At 35.0% G+C, this 14,799-nt stretch carries 14 protein-coding genes and 2 pseudogenes; 7 read left to right on the top strand and 9 right to left on the bottom strand.

What is annotated here, in order from left to right; genetic code table 11:
- Window positions 1-269 precede the first annotated feature (269 nt).
- Both ABWU62_RS06135 and ABWU62_RS06130 read left to right on the top strand, forming a co-directional pair.
- Window positions 270-1,062, top strand: a protein-coding gene (locus ABWU62_RS06135) for an IS5 family transposase (RefSeq protein WP_353287093.1) whose coding sequence is annotated in 2 segments (ribosomal slippage) — window positions 270-533 and window positions 535-1,062 — 792 coding nt in all. Because the reading frame shifts where the segments join, the coding sequence is not laid out codon by codon here.
- 685 nt (window positions 1,063-1,747) lie between these two features.
- Complete coding sequence (locus tag ABWU62_RS06130; RefSeq protein ID WP_353287837.1) at window positions 1,748-1,984, top strand: hypothetical protein; 237 nt, start codon at window positions 1,748-1,750, stop codon at window positions 1,982-1,984.
- Here ABWU62_RS06130 and ABWU62_RS06125 read toward each other — a convergent pair.
- A protein-coding gene (locus tag ABWU62_RS06125; RefSeq protein ID WP_410542191.1) for an IS5 family transposase occupies window positions 1,961-2,771 on the bottom strand; the annotation gives its coding sequence in 2 pieces (ribosomal slippage) (window positions 1,961-2,497 and window positions 2,499-2,771; 810 coding nt in all). The genes ABWU62_RS06130 and ABWU62_RS06125 overlap by 24 nt on opposite strands.
- A 133-nt stretch (window positions 2,772-2,904) precedes the next feature.
- Between ABWU62_RS06125 and ABWU62_RS06120 the strand changes: the two genes are divergently transcribed.
- The 4 genes from ABWU62_RS06120 (at window position 2,905) to ABWU62_RS06105 (ending at window position 7,033) form a co-directional block, all read left to right on the top strand.
- On the top strand, window positions 2,905-3,798 hold the full coding sequence (locus tag ABWU62_RS06120) for a hypothetical protein (RefSeq protein WP_353287835.1): 894 nt from the start codon (window positions 2,905-2,907) through the stop codon (window positions 3,796-3,798).
- Window positions 3,799-3,955: 157 nt separating this feature from the next.
- On the top strand, window positions 3,956-4,555 hold the full coding sequence (locus ABWU62_RS06115; RefSeq protein ID WP_353287834.1) for a peroxiredoxin: 600 nt from the start codon (window positions 3,956-3,958) through the stop codon (window positions 4,553-4,555).
- Window positions 4,542-5,489: a thioredoxin-disulfide reductase gene (gene trxB / locus ABWU62_RS06110; RefSeq protein WP_353287833.1), complete on the top strand. Its 948-nt coding sequence runs from the start codon at window positions 4,542-4,544 to the stop codon at window positions 5,487-5,489. Before ABWU62_RS06115 ends, trxB begins: the two co-directional genes overlap by 14 nt.
- Before the next feature lie 92 nt (window positions 5,490-5,581).
- On the top strand, window positions 5,582-7,033 hold the full coding sequence (locus ABWU62_RS06105; protein WP_353287832.1) for an ankyrin repeat domain-containing protein: 1,452 nt from the start codon (window positions 5,582-5,584) through the stop codon (window positions 7,031-7,033).
- Here the strand turns inward: ABWU62_RS06105 and ABWU62_RS06100 are convergent.
- Window positions 7,028-7,820 (bottom strand): IS5 family transposase gene (locus ABWU62_RS06100; RefSeq protein ID WP_353287093.1). Its coding sequence is split into 2 segments (ribosomal slippage): window positions 7,028-7,555 and window positions 7,557-7,820, totalling 792 coding nucleotides; the frame shifts between segments, so codons are not numbered across the junction. The two genes, ABWU62_RS06105 and ABWU62_RS06100, sit on opposite strands and share 6 nt — an antisense overlap.
- A 76-nt stretch (window positions 7,821-7,896) precedes the next feature.
- Here ABWU62_RS06100 and ABWU62_RS06095 point away from each other — a divergent pair.
- A pseudogene (locus tag ABWU62_RS06095) lies at window positions 7,897-8,379 on the top strand (IS66 family transposase); the annotation flags it as partial.
- A gap of 111 nt (window positions 8,380-8,490) precedes the next feature.
- On the opposite strand, the gene ABWU62_RS06090 reads toward ABWU62_RS06095, so the two are convergent.
- From ABWU62_RS06090 to ABWU62_RS06060, 7 genes and pseudogenes are all read right to left on the bottom strand, one after another.
- A protein-coding gene (locus tag ABWU62_RS06090; RefSeq protein ID WP_353287090.1) for an IS630 family transposase occupies window positions 8,491-9,496 on the bottom strand; the annotation gives its coding sequence in 2 pieces (ribosomal slippage) (window positions 8,491-9,033 and window positions 9,035-9,496; 1,005 coding nt in all).
- Window positions 9,497-9,515: 19 nt separating this feature from the next.
- The gene (locus ABWU62_RS06085) at window positions 9,516-11,168 is read right to left on the bottom strand and encodes a phage tail tape measure protein (RefSeq protein WP_353287831.1); all 1,653 of its coding nucleotides are present in this window, start codon (window positions 11,166-11,168) and stop codon (window positions 9,516-9,518) included.
- A gap of 109 nt (window positions 11,169-11,277) precedes the next feature.
- Entirely contained in the window at window positions 11,278-11,535 is a 258-nt protein-coding gene (locus tag ABWU62_RS06080) for a phage tail assembly protein (protein ID WP_149168985.1), read from the bottom strand.
- Window positions 11,536-11,581: 46 nt separating this feature from the next.
- The gene (locus ABWU62_RS06075; protein WP_265023128.1) at window positions 11,582-12,088 is read right to left on the bottom strand and encodes a phage major tail tube protein; all 507 of its coding nucleotides are present in this window, start codon (window positions 12,086-12,088) and stop codon (window positions 11,582-11,584) included.
- 11 nt (window positions 12,089-12,099) lie between these two features.
- Window positions 12,100-13,275: a phage tail sheath subtilisin-like domain-containing protein gene (locus ABWU62_RS06070; RefSeq protein WP_353288181.1), complete on the bottom strand. Its 1,176-nt coding sequence runs from the start codon at window positions 13,273-13,275 to the stop codon at window positions 12,100-12,102.
- The gene (locus ABWU62_RS06065; RefSeq protein WP_353287830.1) at window positions 13,268-13,828 is read right to left on the bottom strand and encodes a hypothetical protein; all 561 of its coding nucleotides are present in this window, start codon (window positions 13,826-13,828) and stop codon (window positions 13,268-13,270) included. The genes ABWU62_RS06070 and ABWU62_RS06065 overlap by 8 nt, the downstream gene beginning before the upstream one ends.
- A 6-nt stretch (window positions 13,829-13,834) precedes the next feature.
- Window positions 13,835-14,779: pseudogene (locus tag ABWU62_RS06060) on the bottom strand (hypothetical protein); the annotation flags it as partial.
- Window positions 14,780-14,799: the final 20 nt, after the last annotated feature.

Here is a 14,799-nt window from a genome sequence, read left to right as displayed (position 1 = left end):
TCAAAATGAAGAAGAGAGGTTTGTTTCCTTGATTGTCTTTCAACTATTTTTCTGAAGTTGGAGGTTCGATAGGTTGCTGTGTAAAAGATTGGGAAGTAGTTTTGTTAGTGTTGAAAATTATAGCTCTTTTCCTAATAGTAGGAACATGATGGAATAGGTAAAGTAGTGAGGAGATGTGAATGCCAGCAGCATATAGTTATGATTTAAGAACCTGTACATGATCTCAAGAAAGGAATAAACTAAGAGATAATGTATATAAGTTAGGATATATGAGGAGTGTATACCCAAGTGATATAAGTCGGGAAAGATTTGAGATTATATTACCAGATCTAGAATCCTGTAGAAAAAAAACAAAACCAAGAAAACTGGATTTATATGAGTTATTTTGCGGTGTACTTTATGTGCTAAAAAGTGGCTGTCAGTGGCGAATGCTACCAAAAGAGTTTCCAAAATGGCGCAATTGTTACGATTACTTCAAGAGATGGAGTAAAAAACCGAATGAAGATAGAGAAAGTGTTCTAGAAATTGTCTTAAAAAAAATTAGTTGGAGAGGTTCGTTTCAACAGTGGTCGGAATACAAAAACAAGCTTCTGCATCATTGATGCTCAAAGTGTAAAAAACACCGATATTGCTGAAGAAAAAGGTTATGATGCCGGCAAGAAAATTTCAGGAATAAAGCGTCATATTGCAGTAGATACGCAAGGTTTGCCACATGCAATTTATATTACTACAGCTAATATCGGAGATCGTACTGCTGCTGTAGAGATGATTTGTAACGCAAGAAAAAATCTTTCCGAAGTTCAAAATATACTAGTTGATGCAGGTTATACAGGAGAAAATTTTGCAACTCAAATAAAAACGACTATTGGTGCAACCGTTGAAGTAATAAAACGAAGTGAATTACATACCTTTGTTGTATTGCCAAAAAGGTGGGTTGTAGAGCGTTCTTTTGCTTGGCTGGAAAAGTGTAGACGGTTATGGAAAAATTGCGAGCGTAAACTCAATACTAGACTACAAATGGTCGTTCTAGCTTTTACTGCCTTGCTCCTCAAAAGATTATGAACAGGCTCTAAGGAAAAAAGCATTGAATGCAGGGGAAAGTAGAGCATTTGTAGCCAAGAGGTTTAAAGTTAACATTCTATGAATGGCAAAAAGGTGCAAGAAAATAGGCGATTTTAAATCAAAATGTAGATCCAATAGAGCGTGATTGATATCTTGCTAGTAATAGTGTAACAGCTTTTATTAAGATATTTTTTGCCATACGGCAGCAATAACAAAGTTAGAAAATTGATGGCTGAATATGTTGGCATTGATAAACAGTATATTATGCTTCAAGCAATATTTACTTTAGTAGCTTCTACAACTTTTTTTAGTATATTGGTGCTTTGTACCAACAGCAGTATTTGCACTTGCTACGTGTTTCTTTGTTAAAAATGATGTACATGCTGCATTTTCTGCAAAAGAACTTTCTCCTGAGTTTACCAAAGTTATTACTGAAAGAGTAGTAAATAATGTTGAGCTCAATGCAGAAGACAACTCTCAATCGAGAAGCTACTTGTATGAGACTGTGTCATATATCGAAACTAGATTTCACAGATAAGGGGTAACAGCAGACACTAGAATGACAAAATCGTTATTCTGCTATGCATTATCGCCGTATAACTATAGCTATATATAAACTAAAAAAGTAATATTTACTAGATCTTAATATTTTAGATTTATATTTTAATAAAATATTACAATTGGTATGAATGATCCATTTAAAAGTGAGGATTATAAAAAAAATCTCGATTCTCTGATCAAAGCTATAAATCTAGGAAATCCAGAGGAACAATTTCATAAAACAGTAACAGATCTGGCTCGTGCTTTAGAGGGTTCTACAGATAAGGCAGAAGATGTAGCTAAGCTTGTTATACGTGATGACTTGAATAATTATGTAAAGAAGGCAAATAAAAAGCCATTAATTCTTAGAGCCTGTTCGTAATCTTTTGAGGAGCAAGGCAGTAAAAGCTAGAACGACCATTTGTAGTCTAGTATTGAGTTTACGCTCGCAATTTTTCCATAACCGTCTACACTTTTCCAGCCAAGCAAAAGAACGCTCTACAACCCACCTTTTTGGCAATACAACAAAGGTATGTAATTCACTTCGTTTTATTACTTCAACGGTTGCACCAATAGTCGTTTTTATTTGAGTTGCAAAATTTTCTCCTGTATAACCTGCATCAACTAGTATATTTTGAACTTCGGAAAGATTTTTTCTTGCGTTACAAATCATCTCTACAGCAGCAGTACGATCTCCGATATTAGCTGTAGTAATATAAATTGCATGTGGCAAACCTTGCGTATCTACTGCAATATGACGCTTTATTCCTGAAATTTTCTTGCCGGCATCATAACCTTTTTCTTCAGCAATATCGGTGTTTTTTACACTTTGAGCATCAATGATGCAGAAGCTTGTTTTTGTATTCCGACCACTGTTGAAACGAACCTCTCCAACTAATTTTTTTTAAGACAATTTCTAGAACACTTTCTCTATCTTCATTCGGTTTTTTACTCCATCTCTTGAAGTAATCGTAACAATTGCGCCATTTTGGAAACTCTTTTGGTAGCATTCGCCACTGACAGCCACTTTTTAGCACATAAAGTACACCGCAAAATAACTCATATAAATCCAGTTTTCTTGGTTTTGTTTTTTTTCTACAGGATTCTAGATCTGGTAATATAATCTCAAATCTTTCCCGACTTATATCACTTGGGTATACACTCCTCATATATCCTAACTTATATACATTATCTCTTAGTTTATTCCTTTCTTGAGATCATGTACAGGTTCTTAGGATATTCAATAGAGTATTAGGAAGAGATGTTTCGATTAGGAATATCAGTAATTTTATCAAAGATAAATTGCTCCCTGTAACTCCCAGAATATCAATCGAATATATAGGTGTTCTTGCAAAAATTTCAAATTTAGAGCGAATAGAAAGAAGTCAAGATAAATATAGGTCATATGGAGTAAATTTAGAAAATAGACAGCAAAAGAAAAATCTCTTATATGAGCGAGAAGATTCAGGTTATGGAGGTTCATTAAACGAAGATCCTGAGTATGAAGAAATATCAAATTATCAAGAGGAAAAAAGTAAATCTTTAACAAAAGATTTGCGTAATCTACAATCAATTAAAGAGGAGCCGATTTATGCAACAATTCCTAAAGAACATATAGAAGCAAAAAGAGAACATAGGAAGAAACAGCAACTTCAATCTCTTGCGCCACCAAAACCACCAAGAGCACCACCAGTACCAGAGAAAATGTTTACTATCAATCAAAAAATTAGACAAGAACCGAAAAAAGATAAACCTGCAGTACCACCAAAGCCTAAAGATTTAGGCGAAAAAGTAAGCACAGAGCAAAAAATAGTAGTGGAAAAATCAGCTGAGAGTAACCCTACACTACCACTAAAATCTGAAAATCAAGATGGTAAAGAATCAGCAAAAAAAGCTGATGGACCAAAAGTACTAGTAGTTGCTATGAAAAAAGAAGTGACTCGCGAGAGTAGTAAAGTAAAGGCATTAAAAGAAAGATTTGAGCGAAATCAAGTAAAGAACGTGTTGCCTGCTGAAAACAAAACTGCTTCAGTAACACAAACGGATATCAGTGTGAAGAGAAAACAATCTCGTTCATTTCCAGTAGGGAATAAAAAATCTTCGATCAACCATCTTGCCAGCAAAATTTTACCTTCCACGAATGTAAATGTAAAAGAAATGGTTAAAAAATTTGAAGGGAGAAAAGGTGAAAGATAGTAATATTTGGGTATTTCCCTACTCATGAAAATTAGCTCTTATCATAACATTTTTACAGCCATAAGAGGAAGTTTTTATAAGATTGGGGCTAAAGAAAACTTGCATGTAAATGTATCAAGGTATAAAATTATAAATATTAAGAATGAATAGGTTAGTTATGAATCTTGTAACAAAATCCGCTATCGATTTTACTGCTTCGGCTGTTCTTACTAGTGGAAAAATAGTTGATGATTTCTGTTTAAGTAAACATATAAAGGATAAGTATGCTGTCCTTTTTTTCTATCCACTTGATTTTACTTTTGTCTGTCCAACTGAGTTGATATCATTTAGCAACAAAATAGAAGATTTTTCAAAACGTGATGTTGAAGTGATAGGAATAAGTGTAGATTCAAAATTTTCACATTATAAATGGCGAAACACTCCAGTTAATGATGGTGGTATTGGAGAGGTTAGCTACACTTTAGTGTCTGATATCAAAAAGTCTATATCAAGAGACTATGGGGTCTTATATGATGACTCAATTGCACTAAGAGCAACTTTTGTTATTGATGATAAGTTTGTTGTGCGTCATCAATCGATAAATGATTTACCTTTAGGGCGTAATATCGATGAATTCATTAGAATCATTGATGCAATAAAACATAATGAAGAGCATGGTGAAGTATGTCCAGCAGGGTGGAAAAAAGGCAAGCCTGCGATGCAGGCAAGCGATGAAGGAGTGGCTGATTATCTAAACTCACACAGTGCAGAATTATAAATTGAGTACAAAAGTTCTTATTATTGGATCTGGAGTAGCGGGTTATGCTGCTGCTATATATGCAGCACGTGCAAATTTAGAGCCAATTGTAGTAACAGGAATGCAACCTGGTGGTCAGCTTACAATTACTACGGATGTTGAAAACTATCCAGGTTTTATTTCTATACAAGGTCCAGAACTCATGGAACAAAAGAGGTTGCATGCAGAGAAGGTGGGGGCAAGGATAATAGATGACGAAATAAAAAGCGTTGAACAACTTGAGGATTCTAATGAGTATAGATTTAGATCTTGTGGTGATACTAGTGACTACTATTCGAATGCAATTATAATCGCAGCTGGTGCGCAAGCGAAGTGGCTTGGCCTGGAGAGTGAAAAGAAATTTCAAGGTTACGGAGTTTCAGCATGTGCAACTTGTGATGGCGCATTTTTTCGAAATAAAGTTGTAGCTGTGATTGGTGGTGGAAATACCGCAGTTGAAGAAGCAATATTTTTAACTCGATTTGCTAAAGAAGTTACACTGATACATAGGCGTGATAAATTAAGGGCAGAGAAAGTAATGCAAGATAGGCTCTTTAAAAATGATAAGATAAAGGTGATATGGAATTATGCTGTAGAGCAGATTCTTGGAGAAGAAAATCCTAAAAAAGTTACTGGTGTTACAATCAAATCGACAGAAATCAATAAAACCCAGGAGTTGAAAGTAGACGGAGTGTTCATTGCAATTGGGCATGCGCCAAATACAGATATTTTTAAGGGCTTTGTTGAAATGGATCAGCAGGGTTATATAATTACGAAACCTGGAACAACTCTAACCAGTAGGGCAGGGGTGTTTGCTGCTGGTGATGTTCAAGATAAGGTATATCGCCAGGCAGTAGTTGCAGCAGGTACAGGATGCATGGCTGCACTTGATGCGGAGAAATTTTTAGAATCATAATTAGTTCTAAAATTTTTAACTAAATCGCTTGCAATTCTCTTTGTTTTTTTTTGTAATTATGTTAATAAATTATAGATTAAGGGGAATTTAGTATGCTTTCGCGAAATAATGTAGATTTTGGAAGAAGGGTTGTTAATGATACAGCATTACGAGCTCAAAATCAAACAACTTCAGGACAATCAACAACAAAATTATTTAAAGCTATTGATGATGAAAATCCAGGAGATTTTGAGCGAGCTCTGGCAGAAGGTGCGAATGTTAATGAGTTTGATAAAGAAGGCTTTACACCTTTGATGTCTATTGCTAATTCCTATGTTGCCAGCAGTGATGGACAGGCTGCGTTAGAGAAAATGGCTAAATTGCTTATACAAAAAAGAATTATCAATATTAACGCTCAAAGTGAGCAACCTGTTTATAAAGAAGAGCACAAGAGAGATCGATTTGGGCGTCTGGTATATTTATTTCGTGGTGAGGAAGTGGCAGAAGTGAGACCGTCACAATATATATATTGTAGCAATGGTCAAACTTTAAATAACGTCGATGATCAAGGTATACCTATACATTTCAATTACACATATGATGCTGTAAAGAAGAGTGTAAGAACATCCTTCATACAAAAAGATACTGCCTTACATATTGCTTGCCAGACTGGAGCTGTAGATATAGTGAAAAGATTGCTCACACACCCAGATGTAAAAGCTGATATTAAAAATTATCACAATACAGTCCCTAAAGATCTTATTACAAGAGGACTTGAGAACACAATGAAATTAGAATTTGAAAAAGCACAAAGAGGAAGACAATTATTAAATGTTCTTTCTGGTAAAAACATTAACGAAGTAAAAAGACTATTAAGTCAAGAATTTAACCCTAATTGCTGGAAAAGCTTGAATGGAGAAATAGAAACACCACTTAGCCTGATTATCAAATCATGTTTACAAGGAATAACACAAGATAACGAGGAAGTATTGACTAAACTTTTAAAACATCAGGAGCTAGATTTTAGTCAAATAAAACCAATACCAGCTATAGAGCGAAATCAATGGGTAAAGCAAATAATTGAACGAGCTATGAAAGAACGATTAACTGATGTTATTAATAGAAAAGATTTGGATGATGTAAAAGAATTAGTAGAAGATAATTGCTTTATAAATGATCAAATTGTTATTGAGGTGCTTGAAAATTTTAATCCTATCAGAGAATATCTAAATGAAAAGTTCCCTACAAGTGCAGAGCAACCTGTAGCAAATACACATAATGTTCAACCAGAAATAAACGATGAGTTTATTTCTCAAGAATTGCAGCGACTTGAAAATCTGAAAGGTGAACTTGAAAGAACAAAGGCTCGACTTACAGAAAAAGAGAAAGAGCTGAATAGGGTCGTAAGTGAAAAAACAAGAGACACTAACAAAATTTCACAGTTAGAAAGGGATTTAAGACAGGAAAGATCAGCTCAGCAAACAAGGATTAACACTCTCACTAATCAAGTAACTCAACTTACTAGAGAGAAAAGTCAACTTGAAAACCTTAGAGCCTGTTCATAATCTTTTGAGGAGCAAGGCAGTAAAAGCTAGAACGACCATTTGTAGTCTAGTATTGAGTTTACGCTCGCAATTTTTCCATAACCGTCTACACTTTTCCAGCCAAGCAAAAGAACGCTCTACAACCCACCTTTTTGGCAATACAACAAAGGTATGTAATTCACTTCGTTTTATTACTTCAACGGTTGCACCAATAGTCGTTTTTATTTGAGTTGCAAAATTTTCTCCTGTATAACCTGCATCAACTAGTATATTTTGAACTTCGGAAAGATTTTTTCTTGCGTTACAAATCATCTCTACAGCAGCAGTACGATCTCCGATATTAGCTGTAGTAATATAAATTGCATGTGGCAAACCTTGCGTATCTACTGCAATATGACGCTTTATTCCTGAAATTTTCTTGCCGGCATCATAACCTTTTTCTTCAGCAATATCGGTGTTTTTTACACTTTGAGCATCAATGATGCAGAAGCTTGTTTTTGTATTCCGACCACTGTTGAAACGAACCTCTCCAACTAATTTTTTTTAAGACAATTTCTAGAACACTTTCTCTATCTTCATTCGGTTTTTTACTCCATCTCTTGAAGTAATCGTAACAATTGCGCCATTTTGGAAACTCTTTTGGTAGCATTCGCCACTGACAGCCACTTTTTAGCACATAAAGTACACCGCAAAATAACTCATATAAATCCAGTTTTCTTGGTTTTGTTTTTTTTCTACAGGATTCTAGATCTGGTAATATAATCTCAAATCTTTCCCGACTTATATCACTTGGGTATACACTCCTCATATATCCTAACTTATATACATTATCTCTTAGTTTATTCCTTTCTTGAGATCATGTACAGGTTCTAACAGAGTCTCGTGGTAAGAAGGTATTAAAAGGGTTATTGCCAGAATATGATGGCATAGTTGTAAGCGATAGATACGCTGTATACAATTACTTCAATCGTGAAAATAGACAAATATGTTGGGCACATTTGGCAAGAGATTTTGAGAGATTTGTCCATAGTAAAAATGTTGAAGTGAGCAAAATTGGCCATGCACTAAAATCGCTCAGCAATAAGGTGTTTGTTGTAGATAAGGCAAAAAAACAAAATTTGATAGATAATTTGAGATTTTATCGACTGATGAGAAAAATCCGGAAAAGGGTAAAACATTTTTTGCGTAAAATGACGAGGGTTGTAAATAGCACTCAAGCTTCAAGAATGGCCGCTAAGATGTTACGGTCTGAGGATATGATGTGGAAGTTTTTGAGAAAACCTGAAGTGATAGACACAACAAACAACCTTGCAGAACGGCAAATTAGACGCTACGTAATCTATCGTAAAAACAGCTTTTTCACCTGGTCAGAGCGTGGAGAAAGGTTCGTGGAAAGAATGTTGTCGATATTTTTGACATCACGTCTGAATGGCCAGAACCCCTTTCAAAAATTACAGAATTTATACCAACTCTCATTATTAATGAACCAAATAAGAAGCATTGCAGAGTTGTTTAACCGTGGAAGGGGAAAGAGAGGTAATAAATTTACACAAAGCGCTCTCAAGCAGAACAATTGTATCGTAGATTTTATTGCGCAAAATGTTCTGTTTTATATATAACCAAAACCTCTCAACAGGATTGAGGTCAGGTGAGTATGGTGGTAGGTATATAATTTCGATATTTTTAGGTATCTTTAAACTTTTTGACTTATGCCAACTAGCGCAATCCATCACGAGAAAAGCCTTTCGTATTCCTAAATATTGCGACATCTGTTCAAGGAATATATTTATACAAGCAGTGTTGACGTTTGGTGCAAATAAGCTAAAATTCTCTCCATTTCTGGGATTAACTGCACTATAGAGATAAAAATTTTCCCTACCTAATTTTACCTTAACCTGTGTCCTACTGCCTTTTTTAAACCACCCATGTCCAACTTTTGAATGTGTACCAAACCGTGATTCATCGAAGAAAAATAGCTCTTTTTCAGAATGCATGACAATAGTTTCATTGAGGTTTTTTTTTAAACTCCTCTTGCTTATTTTTATCCTGTCCACTATGAACTGGTCTTGGTGTGATATATGAGAATTTCATTCTTTGCATATTACGATGTATTGTGGATTTGCTGATATTCAAACCAAATCTTTCTTGGATTCTTATTCTCATTTCTCTAATAGTAATATTGGGGTTTTCCTCTATCCACACCTCAATTTGTTCAAGTTGACTTTGGTTCAATATAGTTTTTCTACGGCGTTGAGGTGGAGAAAATAATTTTTCTTCTCTTCCAAATTTTATGTGCTTTATCCATGTAGTAATTGCCTTTCTCGAAATGCAACATATTTTTGCTACAGCTGTTATACTGTGCTTTTTTGCTGCAATTACAGCATTTAGTTTTTTTGCAACATACGCATTATTTCTTACTTTCTTCAGCATCTCTTTTGCTGATTCCACCACTTTTTCATCCAATAATTTTGATCTTAATGCCATCTAAACCTCGCTATTTTACTTACTCCAGTATGGCTTTTTTTCCATTATTGTCTATTCGTTGCTTGTATAGCGGGAATTGGTATAAGACTTTCAAACTTATCAAAGCTGCTAAAGTACTCATGATTACTGTAGTTAAAGTTGGATATTTTTCTGCAAAAGAAGCTATACGCTCTGTTATTGCTTTCAAACTTCCAGCTACATAATTTAAAGTAGGCAACATCACTGACCCTAGATTCATGCCAGCTTCAAATACTGCATTTTTAAGTAATTGTAATTTATTAGCTGTAGTGTTTGCCCGATTTTCAAATTCTTTCTGCATTGAGGAGCGGTACTTTCCTTTATCAGCTACCTGTTCAATAGCTTTCTTATAAATGTCTAAGCTTCCTACTAAAAGAGCAATGTCATCTTGAAACCCAGCGCCAAATAGATTCATAAGAATACCGGCACGCTCTTGATCGTCTATTCTTTTTAAAGTTTCAAGGAATTGTAATATTGCCTCTTGAGGATTTTTTTTAATGGTTTGTTCGAGCTCTTCTATACTTGTTCCCATCTCATCTAATGCATCGTGAAATTCAGGACTTTGCTCTCTTGCGGTCTGTAATTTACTAAGAAAGTTATTTATAGCAGTTGCTGCTTTTTCAGGTTGTTTACCTAAACTTATGAATGCACTTGCTAAGCTACTTGCTTGATCAACTTCTAAACCAAACTGTTTAGCATTACCGCCAATTCTATTCAGCGTAAGAACCATTTCCTTTGCTTTGGCAGCAGTATTATCTGAAAGATGGTTTATTATGTTACCTACATTTTCCATACCATCAACTTTAATTCCATAGACATTGGATATTTTTGCAATAGCATTACCAGCTTCTTCTGCCGACATATCAAACGCTGTGGTCATTTTGGCAACTACTGTTGTAAACTTCATAAGATCATTTTTGTCAATACCAAGTTGACTACCACTTGCAGCTATTTGTGCTAATTCTGCAGCTGACAAGGGTATTTCACGAGATAATTTCTTTAATTCTTTAGCAAACTTTGATGCTTCATCTTTAGTGTCATTTTGCACAAATTTTACTACTTTTTTTACATCAGCCATAGCACTTTCAAAATCAATTGCAACTTTGATTGGTGCTGCAAGCGAAAGACCTAGTCCAAGAGTTTCTATAATTTGTGACTTAAAATGTGCTTTACTTGCTAAAAAACTTTGGTGACTACGTATTGCAGACCCAAGCTTACCATACTTACCTTTTAGTATTTCAATAGAAGAACCAAGTTTATATTGATCACTTACTAAGGACTTAATATTTCTTCCACTTTTTCTTACTTCTTCATTGAATGAATGTAAAGCATCTCTCTTTTTTAAGTATGCTTCTTTTGCTTTTATTGCAGAAAATTTAGCTTTATCAAACTCAGCTTTTAAAGTTTTGCTCGGTTTCTCTATCGCTTTCATTTGTTTAGCTAAAGATTTTACTTGATCTTCAAAGCCCTTCCACGACCTCCTGCTAGTCAAAACATCATGACCCAACTGCTTAAATTTTGATACTGATTTTAAAGATGAGTCAAGCTTCCTTATGTTCTCACCAAGATAAGTAAGTTGATTACTACTGCCCTTTATTACAGTATTAAAACTGCCATCTAAAACAGCTCCGATTTTTATAGATAACGTTGACATTTAAGCTCCCTTGCTAATTTGCTCCATGAAATAAATTCACTAATCTCCATATCAAGAATGTGCTCAACTCCACCACCTATGATAGAGCCAAGCACTAGTATTTCTAATCTCAAGTTTTTTGGATAATTGGTGAAAAAAAATCCTTTAATACTTCTTGCACTTTTACATAATCAGCAATATCCAACTCTTCAATCGCTTCTTTTGCAACTGATGTCAAATTGGCAGTCAAAGTTACTTCCTTACTTAGATCACTACCATTAAGGCGTTCTATTGCTAAATAATCCCTTACTTTTGGACGTCTAATGGTAAGTTCTGAGACAGAAATACCATCAACTGTTATTGGATTATCAAGTTTTACTGTTGTCATACTTTCTCCTAAAAAATAAAATTCTAAAATCTTTTTAAAACTAAACCTAAATACCTAAAACCGTTTGCAGCAAGGCCATTTGATCAACACCATTTATCTTTCTTATCATATTTTCAGCATCGATCTCTATCAGCTCATTGCCACCTATCGTAAGTTTATAATAATGAGCAGCTACAGTGCATTTTAGAGTGGCTTTTTCAGCAGGTTTCCAGCTACCAAAATCAAATTCTTTGAATATGCCTCTAAGGTTGATAATTACTCCTTCAACCTCATTGCTACCACTACCTTGCATTCCTCCACGGAGCGTTAAAGATACTGAGTTTCCATCTATCAAGCCAAAAAGTCTAAATAGTTCTGAATCATACTCAGCGAAAGTAAAGTCTGCTTCAAGTTTCTCCATGCCCATATCAATATTTATTGGAATATCCATACCACCAGCACGATACTCCTCTGTTTTTATGGTAAGTTTTGGTAGCGTAATTTCATCTATTTTTCCTGCATAACCACGACCATCAACAAATACGTTAAAATTTCTCAGTATTTTCGGTAACACTTTGCTTTCTCCTAACTTATTACACTATTATTTACGAGATGAGATTTGAATGTTATTTGCTCAGCCGGATATGGTGGTGTAAACTCAAAGTCAAAATATACTTTTCCGCTTGCGATGTTTGCTGGTGTGTTTAATTCTGAAGTTGCATAACATTTTCCGCTGATAATCGCTCCCTGAGCTTTCAAATTTGCAAGATAAGAATTCACCCCCTCAATTACATCATCTATGTAAGTTTTGGTAATATTGCGATCAACTGCCCATAGATGAGCTCTAAGTAAACTATCGTTGATTAAATCTGCAGTTCTTCTCACTGATAAAAAAGCCCATTTCGAATCATTTGAACATGTTCTATTTCCCCAAAGCCTATAGCCATTTTGATGAATTATCGTTGTTACTTCATTTTCATTTAAGTGGTTTGCTCTACAATTTGTATTACCGAGCGTAAAATCAATAGGTCTGCTTGTGCCAACAATACCATTTATCTCTTTATTTGAAGGTGAATGCCAAAATCCTTGTTCGCTATCTACTTTTGCTATTAAACCAGCTACAAATGGGCTTGCTGGCAAGATTTCTTCTTTTCCTTCAATAAATACCTTAACCCAAGGATCAACTACGTAAATTCTTGAGCTGCCTACACTTTTTCTCCACTTGATTGCTTCTTCATCATTGGTATTTGGCCCATCTGCTACTATTATGCTTCTCAGCTTTTCTGCTACGGAAATTAATGCTGCAACCACTGCATCTTCTGGTAGTTGGTGAGTAAATTGAGGTGCAATTAATATTCTTGGGGCAACATGAACTATACTTTCACTGCTGAGGAATGCCTCAATTCCCTGATATTCTCCGGTTTCTTTATCAACACCGCCAATTATATTCTTCAGCGTCTCTTCTTCTTTTAATTTTGGATCACTGTTTCCACTTTCTTTAACTCGAATAACTACTACTGTTGCACCAACTTGTGTAAAGATAGAGCTTACTGCTTGTGGAAGGGTACCTGTTTTACCAAGCTTCGCAGCCTCTTTTAATCTTCCTGCAATTAACACTGGTTTATTTAGCGGAAACTTTTGCTCGTCAGCTTCAGGTGCAGTACCGATTACACCTATCACTGATGATTTAGCTGTACGTACTGCCCTTGCTCCAGAGGTTACCTCTATAACGTTTACTCCGTGCAAAAATTCTTCAGCCATTTCTTTGTATTTTTTTCCTAAAATCATCGAGCAAAGTCTTTAGCTCATTTTCACTCTTGGCTTCTTCAATCTTTCTCTTGGCTAAATTTTCAAGCTCTTCACATTTAATTATTGCTTTTACTGCTTTTTTCACTTTTTCCTCAATTATTCTTGCCATTTCAATAACCGTAATACCACGGGCTTTTGCTAAAGGTTCTATAATTTCTTTATCCTTTTCATCTATAGATTCTGGTGCTGCTAGAATGCTTTTTGCGGCTTTCGCTTGAATCTCATAAGATTTAGCTTTTTGGTGAGAATGTCCTGCGTATTGGTGAGTATGATTATCATAATAAGCACGAAGATTAGAAAGTGCAGAAAACTTCGCATTTTCGAGTAATTCCATCTCCATATCTTCTTGACTCCGCTGAGCAATTTTTCCTCCTTCTGTTAAACAATAGCTTTTTTGCCAATCAAAATCTTCTGGTGCTTCATACCAATCATTTTCAGTTGGCTTGCTTTCAAGTGTTGTTGTTTCTACTTGTTTATCATTTTCAAATCTAATGTAGATAGACATTGTTTGTTACCTCCAAATCTCATACGTGTTAGATAATCCTGGACATTGCCAAGCTTTTAGCGTTCTCTCCACATCTACTTCAAGTCCTGTAGTTAGAACATTGCTACGTATGTTATAAATCCCCCACTGAATAAATTGACCATAGTTGTGTACATAATTTGATGCAAGCATACCTTGACTAACTTGTGTTCTGGAATACAGGTAAGATGATGTGTAAAGTAATATTGCAACTGTTTTTCCTGCTGGAATCTCCACATTACCAGATCCAGCTAATTTGCTATCAGAACTCGTGTATTGGTAAACATTTTTCCATATTATTCTTGAAATACTTGATTTATTAGAATTGGTATTATCTGGTGTTCCCACAAATAACCCTGCTCCCCCATACTCCGTACTCGAATACGATGATCCAACAAATTCTATTGCTTTATTTATGTTCACATTGGTTGTATTTTTTACAAATACTACTCCAAGTGCAGCATATGGGTAATAGTATATCTCATCATAACTACCCGAAAAGCTTTTTGTGCATAACTCTCCGTAAATAAATGTTCCTTTACTTCCCTCTATAAAACTTAGTTGTCTTGGCCGATAAAAACTAACGTAATCTGTATTGTACGTATGGCTACCTGCTAGTAGTTGTAACATATAGTCAGTTTTTGTTATATCACTACTCCACTTTCCAAGCTCTGTCGTAAAAGTTCCGTGGCCAAAATAATTATTTTTTCTGCCAAGTACACCAAATAAGAAAGGTAATGACCCTGGTTCAACCATATTGCGCTTTCTTATTTCATTTATAAGAGACACTTTTAACTGTTCATCCCGAGTTTTTACCTCATTTATCAGGGATGTTTTTAATTGGTTATCACGAGTTTCTATTTCCCCAATAATTGATGAGCCAGATGGTACATTATTAACAGCACGAAAATCTTCTACTAAACCTTTAATACCAATTCCCGCTATACAAGCAA

Origin of the sequence: Wolbachia endosymbiont (group B) of Gerris lacustris (genome assembly GCF_964028355.1) — a bacterium.
Taxonomy (GTDB): domain Bacteria; phylum Pseudomonadota; class Alphaproteobacteria; order Rickettsiales; family Anaplasmataceae; genus Wolbachia.
The sequence above is the reverse complement of the archived record's forward strand: the minus strand, read 5'-3'. Positions and strand labels throughout refer to the sequence as shown.

Excerpts from the sequence above, each read along its gene's own strand:
- ABWU62_RS06130 (WP_353287837.1), top strand. The coding sequence starts at position 1,748 with ATGAATGATCCATTTAAAAGTGAGGATTATAAAAAAAATCTCGATTCT.
- ABWU62_RS06115 (WP_353287834.1), top strand. The coding sequence starts at position 3,956 with ATGAATCTTGTAACAAAATCCGCTATCGATTTTACTGCTTCGGCTGTT.
- ABWU62_RS06105 (WP_353287832.1), top strand. The coding sequence starts at position 5,582 with ATGCTTTCGCGAAATAATGTAGATTTTGGAAGAAGGGTTGTTAATGAT.
- ABWU62_RS06085 (WP_353287831.1), bottom strand. The coding sequence starts at position 11,168 with ATGTCAACGTTATCTATAAAAATCGGAGCTGTTTTAGATGGCAGTTTT.
- ABWU62_RS06080 (WP_149168985.1), bottom strand. The coding sequence starts at position 11,535 with ATGACAACAGTAAAACTTGATAATCCAATAACAGTTGATGGTATTTCT.
- ABWU62_RS06070 (WP_353288181.1), bottom strand. The coding sequence starts at position 13,275 with ATGGCTGAAGAATTTTTGCACGGAGTAAACGTTATAGAGGTAACCTCT.
- ABWU62_RS06065 (WP_353287830.1), bottom strand. The coding sequence starts at position 13,828 with ATGTCTATCTACATTAGATTTGAAAATGATAAACAAGTAGAAACAACA.